This is a genomic window from Vibrio sp. Isolate32, assembly GCF_022397955.1.
In the GTDB taxonomy this organism is placed as follows: Bacteria; Pseudomonadota; Gammaproteobacteria; order Enterobacterales; family Vibrionaceae; genus Vibrio.
The window spans coordinates 16,062-39,622 of record NZ_JAKEUQ010000024.1; the positions used below are offsets into that span (position 1 = coordinate 16,062).

General features: G+C 44.0%; 19 protein-coding genes and 4 pseudogenes. 16 read left to right on the forward strand and 7 right to left on the reverse strand.

What is annotated here, in order from left to right:
• A complete protein-coding gene (locus L1D11_RS16895) occupies positions 1-1,719 on the forward strand; it encodes an ATP-binding protein (protein WP_239862640.1) in 1,719 nt (572 codons plus the stop codon).
• A 135-nt stretch (positions 1,720-1,854) separates the two neighbouring features.
• On the opposite strand, the gene pabB is transcribed toward L1D11_RS16895, so the two are convergent.
• Positions 1,855-3,234 carry an aminodeoxychorismate synthase component I gene (gene pabB / locus L1D11_RS16900; protein ID WP_239832295.1) on the reverse strand — a complete coding sequence of 460 codons (1,380 nt, stop codon included), beginning with the start codon at positions 3,232-3,234 and terminating at the stop codon, positions 1,855-1,857.
• Between the two features lie 520 nt (positions 3,235-3,754).
• Here pabB and L1D11_RS16905 point away from each other — a divergent pair.
• The 7 genes from L1D11_RS16905 to L1D11_RS16935 all read left to right on the forward strand — a co-directional run bounded on the left by L1D11_RS16905 (position 3,755) and on the right by L1D11_RS16935 (position 11,204).
• Positions 3,755-5,272, forward strand: coding sequence for a fumarate hydratase (locus L1D11_RS16905; protein ID WP_004741550.1), 1,518 nt, complete (start codon positions 3,755-3,757; stop codon positions 5,270-5,272).
• Between the two features lie 164 nt (positions 5,273-5,436).
• Positions 5,437-5,622 (forward strand): hypothetical protein, encoded by a 186-nt coding sequence (locus L1D11_RS16910; RefSeq protein ID WP_239832296.1) that lies wholly within the window; start codon positions 5,437-5,439, stop codon positions 5,620-5,622.
• 208 nt (positions 5,623-5,830) lie between these two features.
• Complete coding sequence (locus tag L1D11_RS16915; RefSeq protein WP_239832297.1) at positions 5,831-7,204, forward strand: YcjX family protein; 1,374 nt, start codon at positions 5,831-5,833, stop codon at positions 7,202-7,204.
• Positions 7,205-7,219: 15 nt separating this feature from the next.
• The gene (locus L1D11_RS16920; protein WP_239832298.1) at positions 7,220-8,293 is read left to right on the forward strand and encodes a TIGR01620 family protein; all 1,074 of its coding nucleotides are present in this window, start codon (positions 7,220-7,222) and stop codon (positions 8,291-8,293) included.
• Positions 8,294-8,437: 144 nt separating this feature from the next.
• Complete coding sequence (tyrR, locus tag L1D11_RS16925) at positions 8,438-9,982, forward strand: transcriptional regulator TyrR (RefSeq protein ID WP_239832299.1); 1,545 nt, start codon at positions 8,438-8,440, stop codon at positions 9,980-9,982.
• A 19-nt stretch (positions 9,983-10,001) separates the two neighbouring features.
• On the forward strand, positions 10,002-10,589 hold the full coding sequence (rimJ, locus tag L1D11_RS16930) for a ribosomal protein S5-alanine N-acetyltransferase (RefSeq protein ID WP_239832300.1): 588 nt from the start codon (positions 10,002-10,004) through the stop codon (positions 10,587-10,589).
• Positions 10,590-10,730: 141 nt separating this feature from the next.
• On the forward strand, positions 10,731-11,204 hold the full coding sequence (locus tag L1D11_RS16935) for a DUF2947 domain-containing protein (RefSeq protein ID WP_239832301.1): 474 nt from the start codon (positions 10,731-10,733) through the stop codon (positions 11,202-11,204).
• Between the two features lie 292 nt (positions 11,205-11,496).
• Here L1D11_RS16935 and L1D11_RS22770 read toward each other — a convergent pair whose 3' ends face one another.
• Entirely contained in the window at positions 11,497-11,727 is a 231-nt protein-coding gene (locus tag L1D11_RS22770; RefSeq protein ID WP_239832302.1) for an oligogalacturonate-specific porin KdgM family protein, read from the reverse strand.
• Between the two features lie 222 nt (positions 11,728-11,949).
• Between L1D11_RS22770 and L1D11_RS16945 the strand changes: the two are divergent.
• A pseudogene (locus tag L1D11_RS16945) lies at positions 11,950-12,522 on the forward strand (IS5 family transposase).
• A gap of 328 nt (positions 12,523-12,850) precedes the next feature.
• Here the strand turns inward: L1D11_RS16945 and L1D11_RS16950 are convergent.
• A complete protein-coding gene (locus L1D11_RS16950) occupies positions 12,851-13,462 on the reverse strand; it encodes a toxin-antitoxin system YwqK family antitoxin (protein ID WP_239832303.1) in 612 nt (203 codons plus the stop codon).
• Between the two features lie 363 nt (positions 13,463-13,825).
• Between L1D11_RS16950 and L1D11_RS16955 the strand changes: the two are divergent.
• Positions 13,826-14,599 (forward strand): annotated as a pseudogene (locus L1D11_RS16955) (chondroitinase-B domain-containing protein); the annotation flags it as partial.
• A gap of 115 nt (positions 14,600-14,714) precedes the next feature.
• Here the strand turns inward: L1D11_RS16955 and L1D11_RS16960 are convergent.
• Both L1D11_RS16960 and L1D11_RS16965 read right to left on the reverse strand, forming a co-directional pair.
• A complete protein-coding gene (locus tag L1D11_RS16960; protein WP_239832304.1) occupies positions 14,715-15,209 on the reverse strand; it encodes a peptide-methionine (S)-S-oxide reductase in 495 nt (164 codons plus the stop codon).
• 274 nt (positions 15,210-15,483) lie between these two features.
• A pseudogene (locus tag L1D11_RS16965) lies at positions 15,484-15,633 on the reverse strand (DUF3187 family protein); the annotation flags it as partial.
• A gap of 419 nt (positions 15,634-16,052) precedes the next feature.
• On the opposite strand from L1D11_RS16965, the gene thrS reads away from it, so the two are divergent.
• The 6 genes and pseudogenes from thrS (at position 16,053) to L1D11_RS16995 (ending at position 20,252) form a co-directional block, all read left to right on the forward strand.
• Positions 16,053-17,981, forward strand: a complete 1,929-nt coding sequence (gene thrS, locus L1D11_RS16970; protein ID WP_239832305.1) for a threonine--tRNA ligase — start codon at positions 16,053-16,055, stop codon at positions 17,979-17,981.
• 2 nt (positions 17,982-17,983) lie between these two features.
• Entirely contained in the window at positions 17,984-18,535 is a 552-nt protein-coding gene (gene infC / locus L1D11_RS16975; RefSeq protein WP_132763308.1) for a translation initiation factor IF-3, read from the forward strand.
• Positions 18,536-18,639: 104 nt separating this feature from the next.
• Positions 18,640-18,834, forward strand: coding sequence for a 50S ribosomal protein L35 (gene rpmI / locus L1D11_RS16980; protein WP_004738430.1), 195 nt, complete (start codon positions 18,640-18,642; stop codon positions 18,832-18,834).
• A 42-nt stretch (positions 18,835-18,876) separates the two neighbouring features.
• Positions 18,877-19,230 (forward strand): 50S ribosomal protein L20, encoded by a 354-nt coding sequence (gene rplT, locus L1D11_RS16985; protein ID WP_004733517.1) that lies wholly within the window; start codon positions 18,877-18,879, stop codon positions 19,228-19,230.
• A 208-nt stretch (positions 19,231-19,438) separates the two neighbouring features.
• Complete coding sequence (gene yqfB, locus L1D11_RS16990) at positions 19,439-19,753, forward strand: N(4)-acetylcytidine aminohydrolase (protein WP_239832306.1); 315 nt, start codon at positions 19,439-19,441, stop codon at positions 19,751-19,753.
• A gap of 50 nt (positions 19,754-19,803) precedes the next feature.
• Positions 19,804-20,252, forward strand: a pseudogene (locus L1D11_RS16995) (hypothetical protein).
• 131 nt (positions 20,253-20,383) lie between these two features.
• On the opposite strand, the gene L1D11_RS17000 reads toward L1D11_RS16995, so the two are convergent.
• Together L1D11_RS17000 and L1D11_RS17005 are read right to left on the reverse strand one after the other, a co-directional pair.
• On the reverse strand, positions 20,384-21,622 hold the full coding sequence (locus L1D11_RS17000) for a leucine-rich repeat-containing protein kinase family protein (RefSeq protein ID WP_239832307.1): 1,239 nt from the start codon (positions 21,620-21,622) through the stop codon (positions 20,384-20,386).
• 115 nt (positions 21,623-21,737) lie between these two features.
• Positions 21,738-23,312, reverse strand: a complete 1,575-nt coding sequence (locus L1D11_RS17005) for an ATP-binding cassette domain-containing protein (RefSeq protein ID WP_239832308.1) — start codon at positions 23,310-23,312, stop codon at positions 21,738-21,740.
• Between the last annotated feature and the right edge of the window lie 249 nt (positions 23,313-23,561).

Below are 23,561 nucleotides of genomic sequence, written 5' to 3' on the forward strand. Positions count from 1 at the left end.
ATGGATCCGGCCTCTGCCTTAGAGAAGAAACTAAAGCGCCAAATAGCCGCTCGCAAAGCGGCTGAAGCTCTTTTGGAGCAAAAAAGTCTTGAGCTGTTTGAAACTAACCAACAACTTGAACTTGCGCTGCGTCATTTGGAAAAGCGCTCCGACGCAAATTTACGTCGGATTGAATTCCAAGAACAAATTGATAACCTGTTGATCGATTTCGGTCGTACGTTTCTTATGAATGATCTAGACGATATCATGTTGTCACAGTTGACGACTTGTGTAACCAACAGTTATCTGATTGAAGCCAGTCGTTTGATTTTACGCCCCAAATTACTGCCTCAGTTAAAAGCCTACGACTATGGCGATGAAACTGTCGAAGTGTTAAGTCAATATATTCAAGAGCCTCATTGGCAAGGCTGCCTACTTACCGTGCCTTTAGAAGTCGAAAGTGTGATAGTCGGTGCGTTAATAATGAAGGTCAGGTTGTCAGATCAAGACTATGAGTTTATCCAGAGCCAACTGGTGTTAGTTACTGATCTTATCTGCAGCGCAATAACTCATCAGCTTGCAATCAATCGCAACGTTGAATCGCGTAAACGAGCGGAAGAGTCCGAAAGGGCAACCCGCGACTTTGTGGCGATGATTAATCATGAGTTAAGAACCCCGCTTAATGGCTTACTAGGCAGTGCTGAATTGATCAGCGATACTGAATTGAACTGCTCTCAACGTGAAATAGTGAACAACTTAAGTCAATCTGGAGAGTTTCTCAGAACCATCATTAATGACCTACTTGATTACAGTAAAATCAATGCGGGAATGTTGGAGCTAATACCGAAGAAGTTCGCACTTCACGATTTGATAAATATTATTAATAGTATCTTTATCAATCGAGCACTTGAAAAGCAGCTTAAGTTTGATGTCGATGTAGACAAAGGTGTACCGAGCCACTTCTATGGTGATCTAGAGCGTATTACTCAACTGTTCGTAAACTTGATTGGTAACGCTATTAAGTTCACGGAACAAGGACATGTGAGTGTTGAGATTAAATGGTTGAAAGGCCGATTTATTTTTTCTGTAGAGGACACTGGAGTTGGGATCGCTCGATCTGCTCATGAGACACTGTTTGAACCTTTTACTCAGGCGGATAATTCAAGCAGCCGAAATTATGAAGGCACAGGGTTAGGTCTCGCTATTTGTCGCAAGCTAGTAGGATTGATGCATGGTGATATCAGCGTGAGCAGTATTGTCGGAAGCGGAACGACCTTTACTATTGCAATTCCTTTGCAGGTAATCGATGTTTCTGATGAAAGCAATCGAGTATCCAGAGAGACTGGATCTGATGTCGAGTTATCTCTATTAAAAGTGTTGGTGGTTGATGATATTAAGATGAACCAGATCATCATCCAACAGATGTTGCGGAAGTATAAGATAGAGCCTGCGGTCGCCAGTAATGGAGTTGAAGGGCTAGAGCTCGCTTCAGACAATGAATATGACATTGTGTTTATGGATTGCAGAATGCCAATTATGGACGGTTTTGAAGCGACAGAGAAGCTTAGAGAGAAGGGGTACGTTAAATCTATTGTGGCACTCACCGCCGGAACGACGCTAGAAGAGCGCGAACGTTGTACTCAGTGTGGAATGGACGACATTCTTAGTAAGCCTTATACAGCCAACGACCTTAAAGAAATGCTCAAGAAGTGGGGTGTTTCTTCAGAGATGGGCGCTTGAGCAGCGCTAATAAAGAGTAGTTAATAATGAACTCTGACTCAGAGACTACAAACCGAAGTGATCTAACGATCCTTCGGTTTCTTTTTTGATCTTTTCCTGGGGCTAGATAGCTAAACTGCCTGCAATAACGTTAGCTTAGCACTCTTCCAGTACGGGGAGGATTCGGCTTAGCTTATCCAGTGTTTCTTGGTATTCAGCAGCACAATCACTATCAAATACCACGCCACCGCCAGCCCACGCATAAAGTGTGTTGTTTTCGGCGACTAATGTACGAATGGTAATACTGGTGTCCATTCTGCCATTTCGGCTGATGTAACCAATACTACCGCAGTAAGCTGAACGTCGATGTGGTTCTAATTCTTCAATGATTTGCATCGCGCGGACTTTTGGTGCGCCCGTAATCGATCCCCCAGGGAAGCAAGCTCGCAGTAGATCAAATGCGGAATATTGGTAATCAAGGTCTGCTCGTATCGTGCTTACCAAGTGGTGTACGGCAGGGAAGGTCTCAATATCGAACAGCTTAGGTACATGAACTGTGCCCGGTTTTGCTACTCTGCCAATGTCATTACGAAGTAGGTCTACAATCATCAAGTTTTCCGCCTGATCTTTATCGGCGCTTGCTAAATCTTGCGCGTTAGCATCATCAATCAGATGGTCATCAGAACGAGGGCGTGTGCCTTTGATTGGCTTGGTTTCAATCACGTTGTCTTTGAGTTCTAAGAAGCGTTCAGGTGAGACACTAAGAATGGCACTGTTGGCCAGACGGATGAAACCAGAAAACGGAGCAGAGTTATACTGCTCTAGTTTTTCGTAGGCCAACCATTCGCTGCCTTGGTATTTTGCATTGAAGCGCTGAGCTAAATTAATCTGATAGCAGTCACCTGATAACAGGTACTCTTGAACACTATCGAACTTGGTGGCGTAGCTCTGTTCAGTCATGTTGGATTGCCACGGTGTGGTTAATCCAAAAGGAGTATGTGTTAGGTGTGACTGAGCCATTTTCTGAATCAGCCAATCATGATGTTCATCTATATTGTTGCCGACAATACAAGCTGTTTTTAATTGATGGTCAACCAACACAGCCCATTCATACAAGCCAACCGCCATGTCTGGTGCTTCAATATCGCGCTTTGCGAGTGAAGGAAGTGTCTCGACTCTGCGCCCCAAATCATAACTAAAATAGCCTAAAGCACCGCCAATGAATGGCAACTCAGCGTGTTTTTTAGTCACAGGCAATAACTGTTGCTGATATTGGTCGAGTAGCTCGAAAGGATCAGAGCCTGAAACCTCGCACGTCTCTTTAACATTAATGGTGGTTTTTGCACCGATTGTTTCGAAGGTGGCGATGGGTTGAGCAACTAAAATGTCGTATCGACTATCAACGTGGCTTTCTGAAGCAGAGCGTAATAGCATTGCCCACGGCAGGTTTTCGATATGAGAAAACAGCTGTTTAGCTAAAGTTGATTGATATTCAAGCGGCTTGATTTGGATAGCGCGAAATTCGTTGTTATTCATTTGTTTAATTTGTGACAAAGAGTTCGATCACTGCATGGCTTGTGAGAGGAAGCAAGAGTATCATAAATTGAAAATAAAATGGGTTCTTGATTAGGGCGTGTTGATCTTTCGAGCTGATTTTTGCAGCGAGTTGCTGGGTATTTATACAAGGCAGAGGCGTCGACGTGTAGCTAGCCTACATGAGAGGCCGATAACGTAGTAGAAATGACCAGCAAACGCTGCCCGAAGGGTTCGGCTAAAAGCGTTTTACTCTTTGTTGAGGGAGATTTGCTTAGAGTGACTAGGCTACTTCCCCCTCGCCGCGATTAAAACGCTTTTATCTCGAACAAAATTGAACCACGAAAGGTCTACACGCCCTAGAACATTGTAATCCAAGTGGTTTAGTTTAAAGCTATGCAAGCGATTGCTAAAGCAACTAAATACAGCTCAACATTATAAAAAGCTAAACCTACTGATCTCATTTAGCGTTATTCGTTAAATAGTGAACCCACATGGAACTAGAACAATAAAGAGGCATGCAATGACGGTTATTCGTAAGCAAGATGTGATCAGCAGTGTCGCTGACGCACTTCAGTACATTTCTTATTATCACCCTTTAGACTTTGTCCAAGCCCTAGAAAAAGCGTACGAGAAAGAAGAGAGCCAAGCAGCTAAAGATGCCATCGCTCAGATTCTGATTAACTCACGTATGTCTGCGGAAGGTCACCGTCCTATCTGTCAGGATACAGGTATTGTTACTTGTTTCGTGAACATCGGTATGGATGTGAAATGGGAAACGGATCTAACAGTACAACAAATGGTTGATGAAGGCGTTCGTCAAGCTTACAACAACCCAGATAACCCACTGCGTGCATCTGTCCTAATGGACCCTGCAGGTAAGCGTATTAATACTAAAGACAACACACCTGCGGTTGTTCACATTAATATGGTTCCTGGCAACAAGGTTGAAATTCAAATCGCGGCGAAAGGCGGCGGTTCTGAGAACAAAACTAAGATGGTTATGCTAAACCCTTCTGACGATATTGCAGAGTGGGTAGAGAAGACGCTACCAACCATGGGCGCAGGCTGGTGTCCACCGGGTATGCTAGGTATAGGCATCGGCGGTACTGCTGAGAAAGCAGCGGTACTGGCGAAAGAGTCTCTGATGGAACACATCGATATCCAAGAGCTTATCGAAAAAGGTCCTGAGAACGCAGAGGAAGAGCTTCGTCTAGACATCTTCAACCGCGTAAACAAACTGGGTATTGGTGCACAAGGCCTTGGTGGTTTAACTACCGTTGTTGATGTGAAGATCAAGACTGCGCCAACACACGCCGCGTCTAAACCAGTTTGCCTAATCCCGAACTGTGCAGCAACACGTCACGTTCACTTCACACTAGACGGCAGCGGCCCAGCAGAGCTAACGCCACCTAAACTAGAAGAGTGGCCAGACATCACTTGGGAGGCGGGTGCAAATACACGTCGCGTGAACCTTGATGAAGTAACCAAAGAAGACGTTCAAGAGTGGAAGACGGGTGAAACGGTTCTTCTATCAGGCAAAATCTTAACGGGCCGTGATGCAGCGCATAAGCGTATTCAAGGTATGCTTGAAAGCGGTGAAGGTTTACCTGAAGGCGTCGATTTCAAAGGTAAATTTATCTACTACGTAGGCCCTGTGGATGCAGTTGGTGACGAAGCGGTAGGTCCTGCGGGTCCAACAACCTCAACACGTATGGATAAATTCACTGACATGATGCTAAATGAAACAGGCATCATGGGTATGATCGGTAAAGCGGAACGTGGTCCTGCTACAGTTGAATCAATCAAAGAGCATAAAGCGGTTTACTTGATGGCAGTAGGTGGCGCTGCTTACCTAGTAGCAAAAGCAATCAAGAAAGCACGTGTTGTTGCGTTTGAAGATCTTGGTATGGAAGCGATTTACGAGTTTGAAGTTGAAGACATGCCAGTTACAGTTGCGGTTGATTCAACGGGTGCAAACGCACACCAGATCGGCCCTGACACGTGGAAAGTGAAAATTGCCGAAGCTGAAAAAGCTTAATCAACCGAAGTCAAAAAGTCACAATTGATGCTTAGCCCAGCGTTTGAATTGCAAGTTTTGACAGAAAGTTAAAGACAAAAGTGCAGCATTATCTGCACTTTTGTCTTATTATCAATGATATAGTGATAAACACATCGTTTGATATAAGAACATAGGAGAGAAGAATGCCTCGTTTTATTCAGATCCTACAAATTATCTTGGCAGTGGTGATTGGTAGTTTCATTGGTTACGATTTGATCTTGCACGGAATCAGCATCTTTGACGAAAAATACGTAACCATTACATGTGTATTGTGGTTGATTTCTGAGATAGCACTGTTTGTGATCTACAAGCTAATAGAAGACGATTAGTCTATTATTAACTAAAAATTTCAAAGCCCCTGATTATGAATGTAGTCAGGGGCTTTTATTCATCTAGCATTAAGAATGGGTATTGCATACTCATCACTATTAGCAAAATAACAAGCAACAGCATACAAACTACCCTATTAGGGAAAGAAAATAGGCTTGCCTCTCTATAATCATAAGCAGCTTGCCTAAATATCACGGAGTCGTTCAAATGAAACACCTAGCTCAAGAAATGAGTGACTTTATAAGCAGAGGAACGGATTCTCACATTCGAGTAGCGGTCACGGGGCTTTCTCGTGCGGGTAAAACAGCTTTCATTACCTCGTTGGTTAACCAACTTCTTCATACTTCTACTCATAAGAATTTACCGCTTCTTGCATCGGCGCGAGACGGAAGGATTATTGGCGCAAAGCGCATCCCGCAACACAACATGATGATTCCACGTTTCTCTTATGACGAAGCGATGGAGTCTTTAAATAGTCAGCCACCAGAATGGCCAGTGCCGACGCGTGATGTCAGTGAGATTCGCTTGGCGATTAAATATAAACCTGCGAAAGGCGCGAAGAAGTTATTGAGCAAAAACAGTACGCTTTATCTCGATATCGTTGACTACCCTGGGGAATGGTTACTTGATTTGCCACTACTAGATATGGACTTCGAAACTTGGAGTCAGTCTCAATTCGCGGCACTAAAAGGCGACCGAGAAACATACTCGCAAGAGTGGAATGCGTTGCGTGGCGACATTGACTTACTAGCAGAAGCGGACGAAAAGAAACTGGTCGCGATTGCCGATAGCTACACTCAGTACCTTCATACTTGTAAAAGTAACGGGCTGCATTGGGTTCAACCAGGGCGATTCGTATTACCGGGTGAGCTTCAAGGTGCGCCTGTGTTGCAGTTTTTCCCGTGTGTAGCACCAGATGGTAAGTGCTCAAAAACAAGCAACTATGCTGTGCTGAAAGCGCGGTACGAAGAGTATCAACAGAAGGTTGTGAAAGCGTTCTATAACAATCACTTCGCGACGTTCGACAGACAAATCGTGCTTGTGGATTGCTTACAGCCACTCAATGCAGGTTATGACTCGTTCATGGACATGCGTGGTGCTCTTGAGCAGCTATTGAAGAGCTTTAAGTACGGTCGAAGCAATATTTTAAGACGCTTGTTTGCACCTAAGATCGACAAGATCCTGTTTACTGCGACCAAGGCAGACCATGTAACACCAGAGCAGCATCCAAACTTGGTGTCACTGCTTCAACAGATGGTACACCCAGCGTGGCAACAGGCAGCGTTTGAGCATATCGATATGAGTTGCATGAGCATCGCATCAATTCAAGCGACCAGCGCAGGATACATATCGTCGGGTTCAGGCAATGTTCCGGCGTTGCAAGGTGTGACTTTGGATAATGTCCCTCAAACCATGTATCCGGGAGAGGTACCACGTAAGCTGCCGAATAAGCAGTATTGGGAAACCAACCAGTTTGATTTCACGAGCTTTAGGCCAATGGAGCAACATTCTGATGAACCTTGCCAACACCTAAGAATTGATAAGGTTTTAGAATATCTCATTGGCGATAAGTTGAAGTAATTGAGGCAATAAAAGATGAGTGAATTAAAAATAAAGCAGGTCTTTAATGAGCCGCTGAAGACCTCTTTTGATGACAATGATAAGGCTATTGGTAAACAAGGCAATGGCGAAGCGACCCCAGAATTAGGCGCCCAGCAATTGTTCACGGAACAAGAGAAATTTGTACCCGTTGCACCACAAGTTGAGAGCGAGCTAAATGGCGAAGCCGAGCAACAACTAGAGCAGATCATTCGTCCAAACAAAAAGAGAGAGTGGCTGGGTTCAGGTTTACTGGTTGCTTTCTCGGGCTTAGTGGGCTGGCAGGCGATTGATTCTGTCACCACGGCGATTCAATCAGCAGATTGGCTCGCGCTAGGTTGGGCTGGTTTTATTGCGGCAATCGCTTCATTGGGCTTAGGTGCAATAGGAAAAGAGCTGTGGAAGCTACGCTCATTGAAAGACCACTTCAGCGTACAAGAACAGAGTGAAGATCTACTGCAAAGCCAAAGTGTCGGCAAAGGCAAAGCGTTTTGTGAAAATATCGCTAAGCAGGGCGGCATTATCGCGGAGTCTCCGGCGTTTGATAAGTGGAGAAACAGCATCAACCCGGCACACAGTGACGCCGAAGTGTTGGATATGTACGATGCGTTGGTTGTTGCTCAGCAAGATAAAGTGGCTACTCAAATTGTCATTAAGTTTTCGACTGAATCAGCAGCGTTGGTTGCAGTGAGCCCATTGGCAGTGGCAGACATGTTGCTGGTGGCTTGGCGTAATTTCATCATGATCGACAAGCTAGCTGATGTGTATGGGATTGAACTTGGATACTGGTCACGCATCAAGCTGTTCAAGCTAGTGTTAATCAACATGGCAGCAGCGGGCGCAAGTGAACTCGCGATTGATGCAAGTATGGATTTAGTCTCCATGGATCTAGCAGGTAAAGTTTCTGCGAGAGCGGGGCAGGGCTTGGGTGTTGGTATCCTGACCGCTCGATTGGGTCTAAAAGCCATGACACTACTTCGCCCTATGCCTTGGCACAATGAACGCAAAGTAACACTGGCAGACATGCGCAAAGCAGTCCTCTCTGAAATAAAGCGTATTACCCTTAAATAAAACGTTCGTCTTTGAAACAGAATGTATGACATTGACTGGTTTGCGAGCGAAGAGTAAACATATGTTTACTCTTCTTCTTGACTGAACTCAGACCTTAATTCACACTACTGTCAACTTATCCTGACACCTATAATAGGACTATTTGTGCGTCTTGAAGTATTGTGTGAAGACCGACTCGGCTTAACGCGTGAGTTGCTCGATATCTTGGCCTCAAAAAGCATTGATTTACGAGGAATCGAAATCGATGTTAAAGGCATTATTTACCTGAACTGCCCTGATATTGATTTTGATGCTTTTAGTGAACTTATGGCTGAAATTCGCCGAATTTCAGGTGTAAAGGATGTTCGAAAAATACAATTCATGCCAAGCGAAAGGCACAATACTGAGCTGATCGCTTTGCTGGCTAACCTACCTGATCCTGTGATTGCGATTGACCTTAAAGGCTCAGTCGATATGGCAAACCACGCTGCACTCAACCTATTTGGCAAGAAAGAAGAAGAAGTCATTGGCGAACCACTCGCGTCCTTCGTACCTAGCTTTAACTTTGGTCGTTGGAACGAAGGTGAATTAACACGCCATCGTGAAGTTGTTGTGTTGGACGGTTTAGACTTCTCGATTGAAATCCTACCTATCTATCTGGGTGGTGACGTCAACGAACCTGTGCTTGCGAGCGCGGTAATGACGATTCGTTCTTGCAACCAAGAGATGAATACCCCTGATACGATTCCTGAACAGAACAACTTAGGCTTTGAGCATTTTGTTGGTGTTTCTAATCGTCATAAAGCGTTAATCAGCCAAGCTAAAAAACTGGCGATGCTGGATCAACCTCTGCTGATTGAAGGTGATACAGGTACAGGTAAAGAGATGTTAGCGAAAGCGTGTCATAACCGCTCAAACCGCTCGTCTTTCCCATTCTTGATTCTGAGCTGTGCATCGATGCCTGATGACGTAGCAGAAACCGAGCTGTTTGGTCACGCGCCGGGTTCATTCAACCATGAACAAGGTCATAAAGGCATTTTCGAACAAGCCAATGGCGGTACGGTATTTTTAGATGAGATTGGCGAAATGAGCCCACATCTACAAATTAAACTGCTTCGCTTCCTACAAGATGGTTCATTCCGTCGTGTGGGTGAAGAGGAAGAGATGCACGCTGATGTTCGTATTATTGCGTCAACGCGCCACCGCCTTTCTGAACTTGCTGATTCAGGATCGTTCCGTGAAGACTTGTTTTACCGCTTGAATGTACTGACTCTCTCTATTCCTGCATTGCGTGAACGTTCTAACGACGTTGCACCGCTACTGGAACTGTTCGTAGCTAAATACGCACAACAGCTTGGTATGTTAAAGCCTAAGCTGACTCAAGAGTTGATCGACCAACTTGGTAACTACCAATGGCCGGGTAACATTCGACAACTAGACAACATGGTTTTACGCGCACTAACAGAGTTGGATTCAGATACCTTAACGGTTGAGCAATTCCACTTGCCTCAATTAGAGACTATGACGGCAGGAATGGCGAACTTGAGCTTAGATGGTTCTCTGGATGAGATCATGAAAGACTATGAGTCTCAGATTTTGGAGAAGCTTTACCAATCATTCCCATCAAGTCGTAAGTTAGCCAAGCGTTTGAACGTGTCCCATACCTCTATTGCGAATAAACTTCGTGATTACGGTATTAGGAAGAACTGATCGAATAAGACCATAAATTATGGAAGATTTGAGCACACCAGAACGCATTTACAAGCGAGATGGAAATCTAATTCTACGTACCGCTGAGATAGACGATGCGACTATGATCAGTGAGTACTTTCAGGTGAATCGAGAGTATCTCAAACCTTGGGAACCGATTCGTGAAGATGCATTTTTTGAGAGAACAGGCTGGGCACAGCGCCTAATTAAGCTAAACGAGCTTCATAAAATGGGGCTCGGCTACTACTGTTTATTGATTAATGCCGACTCTAACGAAATGTTAGGGACTATCTCGTTCAGTAATCTGTCTCGTTTCCCGTTCTACGCGTGTAACGTAGGTTATTCACTCGCAGAGCAAGCTCAGGGTCATGGTTATATGCGCAGAGGCCTCAGCATGGCGAAAGACTACATGTTTGACGTGCAGAACATGCACCGCTTGATGGCGGGCTATATGCCTCACAATGAGCGAAGTGCGGGTGTACTTAAACATCTCGGTTTTGTACGTGAAGGTTTTGCTAAAGATTACCTACAAATTAACGGTAAATGGGAAGACCACATACTGACTGCGCTCGTCAATCCTAATTGGGAAGATAGACGCAACATTTAGACAACGCAGTCTATAAGCTCACCAACGAGCAGTGATTTAAATAGGCAGCGAATATTAAGCGATATAGCGTTGCTTCCTTTATTAAAAGAACATTGAGCCATGGTTGAACCATCGGCCTGAGAAGATATTTGAGGAATTTTGATGTCATACACAACTTTGGACGAATACCAAAGAAAATGGATTTTTACTCACCAATCGATGCCACTTCCGGCTGAGGATTTGGACAAGATTAAGCCAATGACACAGGCAAGAGCATCTCAGTTTTGGAAAGAGAACGTGAGCCCTCAAAGCCCAGACGCAGAGCGACTAAGCTCGCAAGACTGGCCTAGCAAAGCATCGAACTGGAAAGAAGAGGTCAGCTGGATGGCAAATTGGGAAGCCGATGAGCCGGAAATGCCAGAAGAGATCCTTAACTTTATTGATTGGCAAGATGACGTAACTGTTTATTTTTGTTATGAAAAATATAATGTTCTTGAGACCAAGTGGGCTGTTTTTAAGAAGCATTGGAAGAACTTTTTGTTCTACGATGATGGCCCGATTCTGTTAGGCCGTCGTCGCTCTGAAGCGCTTTGGTTTGCGACAAATGGTACTGTGAAAATCGGTAACCGAGCATAAGTTTTAGAACGAATGTAAAGCTGTAGAAAAGCGAGTCTAGTGCTTAATGCTTGTAAGTTAAGCATCATTTAGCGTGTTCTTGGATAACTTCGTTCTCGCCTCTCTGGTAAGACAATGCTTTCCGACATATCCATGAATGTTACCGAACTCAACGTATTGGCACCAGTCCACTCATTGTCAATGAAGTCTTCTACGTAGCTCGCTTTAAATCCGAACTGCCAGACTTTCGAGGTGTAATAAATGTTACCTGAGATTTTACAGCGGTTTTGTTGTCGTTAGACGAGTCACATGTTTAGTCACGGAATTCATGACGGTAGCGTAGCTTCGCTTTCAATCCTGAATCAAAAGAGTATTGAACACGTACTTGTGGTTTGTAAGTTCCGCTATCAGAACGAAACGTTACTGTCATACTTGGTTGAATTAACCAGTGCTCGTTAATGTTGAATTTGTAGCCATACTCGAATTCGTTTTTCCATCGTAACGTAGTTTTTATTTTTATGAGGTAGGCTTTAAAAATATACACCTATCAATAAATGTGCACTACAGCAGAAAATAGAATCTTTTGATAACTCTTATTTGTCGTATATTATCAATTTTTGTGGTTTTATTTGACGTCACTTAGGCGCAATGACGAAACAAAAATAATCTAATTTCTAGGGCGTGTTGAACTTTCGTGAGTGCTTTTTGAGCAGCATCGTAAAGGGTTATAATTTGCTTCGCCAAAAGCAAAACCATAACCAAAACCATGCCAAGAACAATGCTAACTGATATTCGCTGGGAACTGCTACTCCAAGTTATGAAAAGTACAGGTCGTATTTACGATAAAGCTGAACATCGAATGACATTTGAATAAATAATTTATAGAATGGAGCTGGTATTTCTTGGCGAGATCTACCCTCTGAGTTCGGAGTACCGTTTACAAACGATTTAATATTTGGTCAAAGAAAGGGGTTTAGATAAGCTTTTCAGAGGCTTATCTAGCATGGCTGAATTTGAATGGCTCTTTGTTGATGGCTCTATAGTTCGAGCGCATCAGCATAGCACAGGTGCAGCTACTGAAAGCTCAGAGCAAATAGGAAAAAGTCGCGGGGGCAATTCAACCAAAGCTCACTTAGCTGTGGATAGTGGTGGCCCGCCGATTTACTTTGATTTATCAGAAGGCCAACGCCACGATATAGTGCATGCCGAAAGCTTAGTTGAACAACTCGATGAAGTTAATACCATCGTTTGTGATAAAGGATATGACAAGTTAGAAAGGAATTATGCCAGCATGTTATCCCTGGCATTCATGTTGATGTGGCTACCGATGTATTGTTGAACATGAAATGTACAGTAAAGATGAACACGCCCTAATGACTTACTATGGAATTAAGACTATTGGTTTATAGGAAATATGTTCTGATGACGAGCTATCTCGTTAGTGGCTTGAACTGACGTAGGCTTTGATGTTGAGTAGAAACCGGTAAAGTGCTTGAAATAACATTTGGATTATTGCCCCCAACTATTCTAATGATAACTTCTGTTTTTGTTTAGAAAGGTAGGAGATGGTGATGAAGGTCTGCCTTTACGCTCATGTTAATACAAGCAACATGAGCGTATTTGCGATTACAAGCTAGAAGGCCTGCCCATGATTAGTTTAGAGTCGCTTAACTATGACTAGGCATCCAAACTTGTTTAGTGGTGATTTTGTGATCTTTAAAAGTCACCTCTTCAACCTTGTCACCGTTAGTATTCCAGCGAGTAAGTTTTCCGTTACCGACTTCACCTTCATCAAACTTCGCTTGGCTAGCCTTATTACCGTTTGGGTAATAGTCAGTTACCAATCCATTTTTTTGTCCGTCACGGTATTCAGCCGTTAGGCTTTGCTCACCATTGGGATACCAGCGAGAAGCGGTGCCTGATAGTTCATTGTCTTTATAATTGAGCTCTGCTTTTTTCTGTCCGTTTGGATACCAGGTTTCAGCTTTGCCTTGCAGTTTACCTTTAACGTAATTGACTTTAGAAGCTATTTGGCCATTCGGATACCAGTTAGTTTCTAACCCAAGTTCTAGGCCATCGGCAAACTGAGCTTGGGTCGCGACTTGCCCGTTATCGAACTTTTCTTCAAATTGACCAGTAAAGGGTTTTGAATGGTTTACTTGGTAAGCCACGCCTTTACGCATCTGTAAGTAGTCAACAGCATCTTCACGTGTTGTTGATGCATAGCTCATAGAAGATACCGTACTAAGAGCAATTAAGATTGGAACGTATTTCTTCATAATGACACCTTTTTAATGGACGAGAGAAAGTGTACCCGGTGTCTTAAAAGCATTTCACTTCCGTGCTGCCCTGTCAGTACTTAATAGTGGTTTTCAAGTTTTCATTATTGGCTTCCTAATTAAGGGAACTTTTCCACTCCCCACCAAAGTTGCTTGTATTACAAATTCGTTGGTTCGGTTCATTTATATAAATTATATCTAACGATGTTTTTGTTGTTAGCCTTTGATTTTTGATCGTGACGAATAACAGTCTTTAACGATAGTTCTTCGATTCTTGGGGGGATGTTTTTCGGTTTTTTGTCGACATTTAATGCGGATGACTACACTGACTTTAGGAATGATGCATCTAGGTAGTGCAACTTTAAGTTCGTCAACAACCAGATGATCAATATAGATGGTGAGCGTGAGCTTATCTCTATTAAGTCGGGCGACAATACGATTTTCCGAGGTGTGGCACTGACTTCGCTGCGCCACGGTAAAGGCAACACGGTTAAGAAAAACATGATTCTGGGTAACGAGAAACGCCTAACGGGCGGCATTTGTATTACAATGAAGATCATTTGATTCGCAACAACTACATTGCGAACACTTGTGTCCATGATGGTGTGATTGAAGGCAACGCTGACCTACGTGGCAGCATCGTTATTAACACGGTTATTATCGACGTAGTAAATGGTGAACAGCTTGATCAATCGGTGAAAGGTAAAGAGCTTAACAAGCAATAGACTCCGAAAAACATCACTGTCGAAAACAACTCTCTTGTCGATACGGAGTGGGGCATTGCTTATGGTAACCAAAACCACCGTGTGAGCCTATGCAACAACGCACAAGTAGGGAGTATTTATTGATATTGCATTTAAACACAACGTGGTTGATAACTCGCAATTAACTGTGTTTGCAAGTGTTCGCGCGACTCATGACTTTGCGCTAGTTGGCGCAACTTACACCGATGAAACTTACGTTGGTCAATTAAAGGACTCTGAGCTGATTTAAATCTACTTGGTTGGGCTACCAAAAGTAGCGGTGGAGAGTGGTATCAATTCATGTCAAGGTGAGGGCACAGGTGTGTCTAAGCTTGCGGTTGTGACAGCTGAAACAGCAGCCCCAGACTACCTACTTGAGAACACAACTAAGTAAACTCTCGCTTAATGGTATGAGCTATTGAATCGACTCACGATCGCTGCCTTGCCTATCAAAACTAAAAGCCCCAACGGATAAAGCTTGTTGAGGCTTTATCGGTCTTGGGTATTCGCTATGATTTATATTTATGCAGAAGATCCCAAGGGATGTGACATAAGTGATGATCTTCAGGGAAGTGACTTAAATGATGCTGGTGGATGTTGTCGCTGGCAACATAATTGGTCAATGGCAATACCTCAACAGCGATGCGCTCGGCGTCTTCACGTGATGCGATATAGCGCTCCGCTTCAGCTAAGTGTTTGGCTTCGGTGCTGTAAACACCAGTGCGATATTTTTCGCCCACATCAACGCCCTGTTTATTGACGCTGTATGGTTCAATTATCTCAAAAAGGTGGTCCATTAGCGCTGTTACCGAGGTGATGTTTGGGTCAAACTCAATCTGTACACACTCTACGTAGCCATCGTAATCGCTTTGTTTGCTCAGGTTATCTTTTGGCTGAGAGCTTCCATTGGCACGGCCTGCTTCTGTGCTGATCACACCGGGTACATACTTAATGAACTCTTGCACGCCCCACAAGCAACCGCCCGCTAAATAAATTTGTTCCATACTTCTTTTCAAGCTCTCTGAGTTTGTGTCGATTGGTTTTGACTTGTAGCTTAAACCATAGCAGTAGATTGGAGCCTACATCAATACGCGATGGAAGTGTATGTACTAAAATAAGCTCATAAAAACAATCGCCTAAGCATTGTAAATCAGCGTTGCTGACCAAATTTAAGTTGAATGCGATAACGAGATTATATAAGTCATCGCAACCTGTCACCAATCCGAATTTCAACATTAAGTGAGAGCTAGTCTAAACATGTTTGATCAAATAAAAGGTAAACAGTTCGAGCTTATTCTCTTCGAGATGGAAACCAGAGCGAAGCATTGGTTTGACGCGAACGGATTGCAGCGGCGCTTGGGTATAACTGATTAAGGGCCCGTAATCCTTATTGGACCATGCGCTCGGTGCGTAAGCCGCTGTGAGCATTATTAAGGGTAGGGGCGATGTGAGCGATAGAAAATCCCTCGTTTTCCCATACATACCTCACCCTTATTTCGGCACACCTATATAGCTTAGTTCGAAATGACTAAACCGAAATAGCTAAGTTGCTTTGGCTCGTTGTGAAAGTTGCTTCAAGTTGGGGAGGCTTAAAAGAAGCGATTCGAGTCTGTTTAAGATGGGTGATAAAGGGCGACAGAAGTGTCGGGAGATCCCCACCGTCATTGTTATTTCATATTATTTCGTTACAATGCTTTGATACCCACGAGCGAGGCATCTGTATTTGCTTCTCCGTGGGTATATTTATTATGCATATATCCCCAATCAGCGTACTAGTTGATTGAAAGACATATATTAAACATTTTCATGTGTTGCTTGGTGTGCAACACCACTGTAAAGGACAAATAATGCCAATTATTACTCTTCCTGACGGTAGTCAGCGTCAATTTGACAACCCTGTATCAACTCTAGATGTTGCCCTATCAATCGGTCCTGGTCTTGCGAAAGCAACCATTGCTGGTCGTGTAGATGGCGAGCGTGTTGATGCTTGTGAACTTATCGAAAACGATGCAAGCCTAGAAATCATCACAGCTAAAGATGAAGTTGATGGCCTTGAGATCGTTCGTCACTCTTGTGCTCACCTTTTAGGCCACGCGGTTAAGCAGCTTTTTCCAGAAGCGAAAATGGCGATCGGTCCTACTATCGATAACGGCTTCTACTACGATATCGACCTTGAGCACTCTCTAACGCAAGAAGATCTAGAAAAGATTGAAAAGCGTATGAAAGAGCTAGCGAAGACCAAGTACCAGGTTGTTAAGAAGAAAGTTAACTGGCAGGAAGCGCGTGACGCATTCGAAGCTCGGGGCGAGACTTACAAGATTGAAATCTTGGACGAGAACGTTTCTAAAGACGATCGTCCAGGCCTGTACCATCACGAAGAATACATCGATATGTGTCGTGGTCCACACGTACCTAACATGAGCTTCTGCCAGCACTTCACTCTACTTAACGTAGCGGGTGCTTACTGGCGTGGTAACAGTGACAACAAGATGCTTCAACGTATCTACGGCACTGCATTCCATGATAAAAAAGCGCTTAAAGCTCACCTAGTTCGTCTAGAAGAAGCGGCTAAGCGTGACCACCGTAAGATTGGTAAAGCATTGGATCTATTCCACATGCAGCAAGAAGCACCAGGTATGGTGTTCTGGCACCACAACGGTTGGACTATCTTCCGTGAGCTAGAAGTATTTATTCGTCAGAAGCTGACAGAGTACGATTACCAAGAAGTTAAAGGCCCATTAATGATGGACCGTGTTCTTTGGGAACGCTCTGGTCACTGGGATAAGTACGCTGAAGCAATGTTCACTACCTCTTCAGAGAACCGTGAATACGCTATCAAGCCAATGAACTGTCCTGGCCACGTTCAAATCTTCAACCAAGGTTTGAAATCTTACCGTGATCTACCGCTACGTATGGCTGAGTTTGGCTCATGTCACCGTAACGAGCCGTCTGGCGCACTTCACGGCATTATGCGTGTTCGTGGCTTCACTCAAGATGATGCTCACGTATTCTGTACTGAAGACCAAGTTCAACAAGAAGTTAAAGCTTGTATTGATATGGTTTACGATACTTACACAACTTTCGGTTTCGAAAACATTGTTGTTAAGCTATCTACTCGTCCAGAACAGCGTGTAGGTTCAGACGAAATGTGGGACCGTGCAGAGGCTGACCTTAAGCAAGCGCTAGAAGCATTAGAGATTGCATACGAGATTCAAGAAGGCGAGGGTGCGTTCTACGGACCTAAGATTGAATTTACTTTGCATGATTGTTTGGACCGCGCTTGGCAATGTGGTACAGTGCAGCTCGATTTTGCATTACCAGAACGTTTAGGTGCTACTTACGTAGGGGAAGATAACGAGCGTCACACGCCAGTTATGATCCACCGCGCGATTTTAGGTTCACTTGAACGCTTCATCGGTATTCTTATTGAAGAATACGCAGGCTTCTTCCCAACGTGGTTGGCGCCAGAACAAGCAGTTGTAATGGGTATTACAGACAAACAGTCTGAATATGTACAAGAAATTACGAAAAAACTGCAAAAAAGTGGATTTAGAGTCAAAGCAGACTTGAGAAATGAGAAGATTGGCTTTAAAATCCGCGAACATACTTTGAAACGTGTACCGTTCATGCTTGTGTGTGGTGACCAAGAAATGGAAGCCGGCGAAATTGCAGTACGTACACGTAAAGGTAAGGACCTTGGCAAATTTAAAGTGGATGACTTTATTTCATACATCCAAGCCGAGGTTTCAAGCCGTAAGCTCAATCTGGAGGAATAGCTATTAAAGGCGGAAGACGTGGCCAACAACCGGCCAAACAAAACCAGCACCGTTTAAACGGTGACATTCGTGGCGTTCGTGAAGTGCGTCTAACTGGCGCAGACGGCGAAGCTGTTGGTGTAGTATCAATCGCTGAAGCGATGGAAGCTGCAAATGAAGCTGGTATGGATCTTGTAGAGATCAGCCCTAACGCCGAGCCGCCAGTTTGTCGTGTGATGGACTACGGTAAGTTCCTCTTCGAGAAGAGCAAAGCTGCGAAAGAGCAGAAGAAGAAGCAAAAGCAGGTTCAGATCAAGGAAATTAAATTCCGACCTGGAACTGATATTGGAGACTATCAGGTAAAACTACGCAACCTGACTGGTTTCCTAGAAGACGGCAACAAAGTGAAGGTAACAATTCGCTTCCGTGGCCGCGAAATGGCTCACCAAGACATCGGTGTTGACGTTCTTAATCGTTTGAAAGCGGATACTGAAGAATTTGCAGTAGTCGAATCTTTCCCAACGAGAATTGAAGGTCGCCAGATGATCATGGTATTGGCCCCTAAAAAGAAGTAATTAACGGCTTTGCAAGTAATTGAACCCTGCAGCCTATGGTTGCGGGGTTTTATTCGCCCTAATTACTATGTTATTAACAACTCAACAATGCGGAGTTATTCATCATGCCTAAGATGAAAACCAACAAAGGTGCTGCTAAGCGTTTCCAGAAAACTGCTGGTGGTATTAAGTTTAAGCACGCTGGTAAACGTCACATCCTGACTAAGCGTACTACTAAGAACAAGCGTCAGCTACGTCCGAACTCGATCCTTCCTAAATGTGAAGTTGCTCAAGTTCTACGTATGATGCCATACGCTTAATTCTTTTTAGTTTATAAATTCGTTTAGTTTAGGAGAAGCATAATGCCTCGCGTAAAACGTGGTGTACAAGCTCGTGCACGTCATAAGAAAGTTCTAAAACAAGCTAAAGGTTACTACGGAGCACGTTCACGTGTTTACCGCGTAGCTTTCCAAGCAGTTACCAAAGCTGGTCAATACGCTTACCGTGACCGTCGTAACAAGAAACGTCAATTCCGTCAACTTTGGATTGCACGTATCAACGCGGCATCTCGTCAAAATGGTCTATCTTACAGCCGTTTCATTAACGGTCTTAAGAAAGCATCTATCGAGATCGATCGTAAGATTCTTGCTGACATCGCAGTATTCGACAAAGCAGCATTCGCTGTTCTAGTTGAAAAAGCGAAAGCATCTCTATAATTTAGAGTTAGCTTTAAGGTTTAAGAAAAGGAGAACTTCGGTTCTCCTTTTTTATTGCCTGTAATTTCTCCTTTAGAGGTTCCCAACTCCTACCTCCGTCAGTCTTGGGAATGACGAGATAAACTCCCGCATCTAATTTTTATTCGCTTGAGCAGGCATTCTGGTATATAAACATCTACCTAACCTTTAATGCTAAGCGACTGAATAAATGACCGCACCAACCAATATGACGTTCTTCGAACGTTTTGAAGCTGACATCCTTTCTGGAAAAAAGACCATTACCATTCGCGATGAATCAGAGCGTGATTACCAACCTGGTAGCGTTGTTGAAGTATCAACGTTAGAAGAAGGGCGCGTATTCTGTAATCTTAAGATCATCAGCGTAGAACCGATCCTGTTCGATGATCTGGGCGAGTTCCATGCACAACAAGAGAACATGACGCTGCAAGTGTTGAAAGATGTAATTCAAGATATCTACCCAGGTATTTCTCAGCTTTACGTTGTTTCTTACGAGCTGGTTTAATCGCTAACAGATTACCTGTAGTGCTTTTCTTGGAAAAATAGGATGGATTAATGACTGAGTTATCGAGCGACACTAAACAGCAAATCTTGCTTCAGCTTTATTGTCGCGAGCAAATGGATCAGTCGTTAATTCCTCGTACCGATCTCGACATTGAACTTTACGACAGTGAAGCGTTTTTAACTTGGCAAGAAACTAAGCGCAATTTTGTTATCCGTGATATTGAAAGTCGTGTTTGGGTAAAAGCTGTCCGGCTGGCTACATTACTGAAGTACATTTTAAAGCGGATGGCACTCTAACCGAGTACCGTTTGTTTGACCGCTTCAAGACGGTAGGGCGGTGGCAGTTAAAAGACGGCTTACTGCACGCTGAGATTACTAAAGGCGATAACCGATATAAATTTGCGGTCGTGGCTAGGGCTGACTTAAATATCCATTCTGCGGTGGAATATAAGAACGGCGAGCTGCATTCGTATCTGAAGTTGGTGGAAGCTGAGCGTTAACTCTTTTCGCCGAGCTTGATTAAGCGGGTGAGCCTCTAAAAAGCAAAAAGCCAACAGTGATGTTGGCTTTGTTGTTTCTTGGCAAGCTAACCGAGCGTTAGCATTCTATCAATTCGGTTTATCACCTGCGTTTATGCTTCAAAGTTTGTTAGGCGTGAGTGCAGTTCACTTTCAACATCTTGCTTGGCACAAACCGTTAGTAGGTCATCAATAAAGTACTTGAGAGCGCGAGCCTCGATGCGTCGAATGCCTTGTTGCTGCTCTTCAGTTAGGTAACCATAGATGGTCGCTGCTCCAAAATCACCAAAGATCATTTGTCCTTGTTCATTGACTAGGGTGTTATGCGCGTACAAATCACCGTGACAAACCTTGTTGTCATGGAGGTGATTAAATACATCGATCATCTGAGTCACGATGTTGTCGATTTGCGAGAGCGGAAGTTCAAAACCTTCTGGGAAAGTATCACGCGTGCAAGTCTCAAGCGTTGGTGGTAGCCCTAGGTTGTAGTAGCTGTTTGGAATGAGTTCCATCACCAAAGCTAGGTAATCTTGTTCCTCTACTTGGGCGATAGATTTTACCAAGTTGTTATGGTGACCAGCTTGAAGGCAGGCTTCCAGTTCATCATGTGGGTAGCCGTCACTGGTGACTTCGCCTTTAAACACTTTAACCGCCACTTCCTGTGGGAAATCAAAGTCGCTGTTTAGCCAGCTTGCATGAGAGATCACGCCAGACGCGCCTTGACCAAGAATTTGATTTAGCGAGTAGCTTTGAGAGCTAACCGCAGGTACGCTATCTAAGCTGCTAGGGTGTTTGCAAAACGGGTTGCCCGCAAACGCTAGCCAAGCCAGTTTTGGTAGCTTGATAAGGAACTCTGGGAATTCAGTTAGTTGGTTTGCAGACAAGCGAACCAGTTCGAGGTTGAATAGGTTTTCCATGCTCTCAGGTAAAGCGCGAAGCTGGTTACCTGCGAGTGCTAGCTTTTGCAGTCGTGGTCTTTCACCCAGTGAGTTTGGTAGAACTTCGATGGCGTTGTCGGTCAGGATCAACCAGTGCAATTGAGGTGGCAGAGACGCTTCGCTCACGGTTTTGATTTGGTTGGTCTTGAAACCGATCATTTCAAGCTTCGGTAGTGACCCAAGAACGTCAGGAAGGTGCGTGAACAGGTTATTCGACGCAAAGATAATGCGCAGGTGAGTAAGCTGTGATAACTCTTCAGGTAAGTCTGATAGCTGATTCCCCGAAAGATCGAGAATCTCTAGTGAACCGGCGAGATCCAAGATTTCTAATGGAAACTCAGTGAGACCTTCTGATAGCTTTAAGCGCTTAATACCTTTAAGTTGCCCTGATTTTAATTGTTCTAGAGTATGCAAACCTTAGCCTTATGATTAGATGTTCGAGGCGCGTAGTGTACTTGTCTCAATCGAGAAAGGCGAGTATCCGCAACAATACTCGCCTATCTAAGCTCACCGGTCGTTGATATCAAGGCTAAAGCAGAATACGATTTTGGCTAACGCCGACCTCCTCAACAAAATCCACGTCATGACTGACTAAGATAAAAGCCCCTTGGTATTCACGCAAAGCTGACGCCAATATCTGCTTTGAGTCGATATCTAAATGATTGTCTGGCTCATCAAGCAGCAGTAATGGGGAGTCTTGCCTATGGCTGACAATCAACATCGCTAGCTTCATTTTCTCTCCACCACTTAGGTGAGCGACTTTGCGGTACACGGAGTCACGCCTAAAGCCGATGCCTGCTAACAATGTCCGAGCATCACTTTCTGTGAGCCCATCACTATGTGTCATAAGGCTATCGAACATGGTGTTCTGGGTATCCAATAAACCAAAGTGTTGATCAAGGTACACCGTAGATCCTAAGCGCTTGATAGTTCGAATGTAGTTCGAGTGTTCGTTGTGAATCGCTTTCAACAGTGTCGACTTACCACAGCCGTTTGCGCCGCTTAGATAACAGCGTTCACCTTGTGACAGAGAAAAATTGATAGCAGTACCAGACCCATACTCAAGTCGGCAATCTTCAACAGTTAACAGCGCGTTCTTTTTCTTGCCATTACTCTGTTGTAGATACAAGGCCTGCGGTTTGAGTTGCTCTTTTTGTTCTTTAAGAGATCGAAGCTTATCTTGATTTTGCTCCTTTAAGTTATTTTGGCTAGTGGCTGATGCTGCTTGTGTTCGTCCTGCTTTGTCTTTCATCGCATCTAGTAAGATCTTCGGCTGACTGCCTGATTTACGCAGTCGATTTCCTTGCGCCTCTCGCTGTTGCGCTTTTTCTTTATTGGCTTGGGCTTGGCGTTCAAGTCGTCTCTTTTCGGATTGATGATGAGCGATCTGTTTATCTAGTGCATCGGACTGATTCGACATTTGTTTGAAGTAGTCATCGTAGTTTCCTTTGTAGAAACGTAACCCCAAACTGTTGAGGTGGTAGATCCCTTCCATGTGCCTCAACAGGCTTCGGTCATGGCTAACCATCAGTATTTTGCCTTCAAATTGTTGGCACTGTTCTATTAACCAGCTGCGCCCGTCACTGTCTAAATGATTCGACGGCTCATCGAGAATCAGTATGTTGTGGTCTGAAGTAAACAGTTGATGAAGCTGTAAAAGGGCAAGCTGCCCACCGCTTAATGTGTTGCATGGCGTGGCCAACTCGCTGGTTATTTTCAGATTGGCCAACAGCCTCTGAGTGTTTTTTTGCAAATCCCAATCATCACCAACGATGTCAAAGTGTTGAAGCTCGCAGCTGCCTTGTTCGATAGCTCGCAAGGCATTGAGTTTCTCAGTGATACCTAAGAAATCAGCAATGCTGATCGTGCTATCCAAAAGTTCTGAAGGCAACTGCGAGTAGAAACCAATCGAGCCTTGTCTAGACACACTCCCAGATGTCGGCTGCGTTTGCCCAGTGAGTAATGAAAGTAGCAACGATTTTCCGGCTCCGTTTCTTCCAACTAAGCCAGTCAGTCGCGAGTTCAAATTGAAGGTGATGTCTTTAAATAGCCATTCACCAGTATCGAGTTGGAATGAGAGATTATTGGCTAAAATAGTAGGCATAAAAATACCTCCCTTTACGTATAAACGAGTAAAAGGGGCGAGGCGCTTTTCTGTGCAAGATCCAGCTGGATGCTAACAACAGATCGCCATAGGCGTTACTTAGGTAGATGACCAATAAAAGAGAGAAAGCGGTATTGAGATGGTTTCTGTCTTTTAGGTGCAGTTCTGCAAGATTCATGTTGTCAAAAGACAGATCTTTAAGAACTTGATTTGTCGCGAAAATAGATGACGAAGTAACGCCCACTAACC

Bases quoted from the DNA above. Each gene is read 5' to 3' on its own strand.
- rplT (WP_004733517.1), top strand. From the start codon at position 18,877: ATGCCTCGCGTAAAACGTGGTGTACAAGCTCGTGCACGTCATAAGAAA.
- rimJ (WP_239832300.1), top strand. From the start codon at position 10,002: ATGGAAGATTTGAGCACACCAGAACGCATTTACAAGCGAGATGGAAAT.
- thrS (WP_239832305.1), top strand. From the start codon at position 16,053: ATGCCAATTATTACTCTTCCTGACGGTAGTCAGCGTCAATTTGACAAC.
- L1D11_RS16960 (WP_239832304.1), bottom strand. From the start codon at position 15,209: ATGGAACAAATTTATTTAGCGGGCGGTTGCTTGTGGGGCGTGCAAGAG.
- L1D11_RS16905 (WP_004741550.1), top strand. From the start codon at position 3,755: ATGACGGTTATTCGTAAGCAAGATGTGATCAGCAGTGTCGCTGACGCA.
- L1D11_RS16895 (WP_239862640.1), top strand. From the start codon at position 1: ATGGATCCGGCCTCTGCCTTAGAGAAGAAACTAAAGCGCCAAATAGCC.
- L1D11_RS17005 (WP_239832308.1), bottom strand. From the start codon at position 23,312: ATGCCTACTATTTTAGCCAATAATCTCTCATTCCAACTCGATACTGGT.
- pabB (WP_239832295.1), bottom strand. From the start codon at position 3,234: ATGAATAACAACGAATTTCGCGCTATCCAAATCAAGCCGCTTGAATAT.
- L1D11_RS16915 (WP_239832297.1), top strand. From the start codon at position 5,831: ATGAAACACCTAGCTCAAGAAATGAGTGACTTTATAAGCAGAGGAACG.
- L1D11_RS16950 (WP_239832303.1), bottom strand. From the start codon at position 13,462: ATGAAGAAATACGTTCCAATCTTAATTGCTCTTAGTACGGTATCTTCT.
- rpmI (WP_004738430.1), top strand. From the start codon at position 18,640: ATGCCTAAGATGAAAACCAACAAAGGTGCTGCTAAGCGTTTCCAGAAA.
- L1D11_RS16935 (WP_239832301.1), top strand. From the start codon at position 10,731: ATGTCATACACAACTTTGGACGAATACCAAAGAAAATGGATTTTTACT.
- yqfB (WP_239832306.1), top strand. From the start codon at position 19,439: ATGACCGCACCAACCAATATGACGTTCTTCGAACGTTTTGAAGCTGAC.
- L1D11_RS16910 (WP_239832296.1), top strand. From the start codon at position 5,437: ATGCCTCGTTTTATTCAGATCCTACAAATTATCTTGGCAGTGGTGATT.
- L1D11_RS16920 (WP_239832298.1), top strand. From the start codon at position 7,220: ATGAGTGAATTAAAAATAAAGCAGGTCTTTAATGAGCCGCTGAAGACC.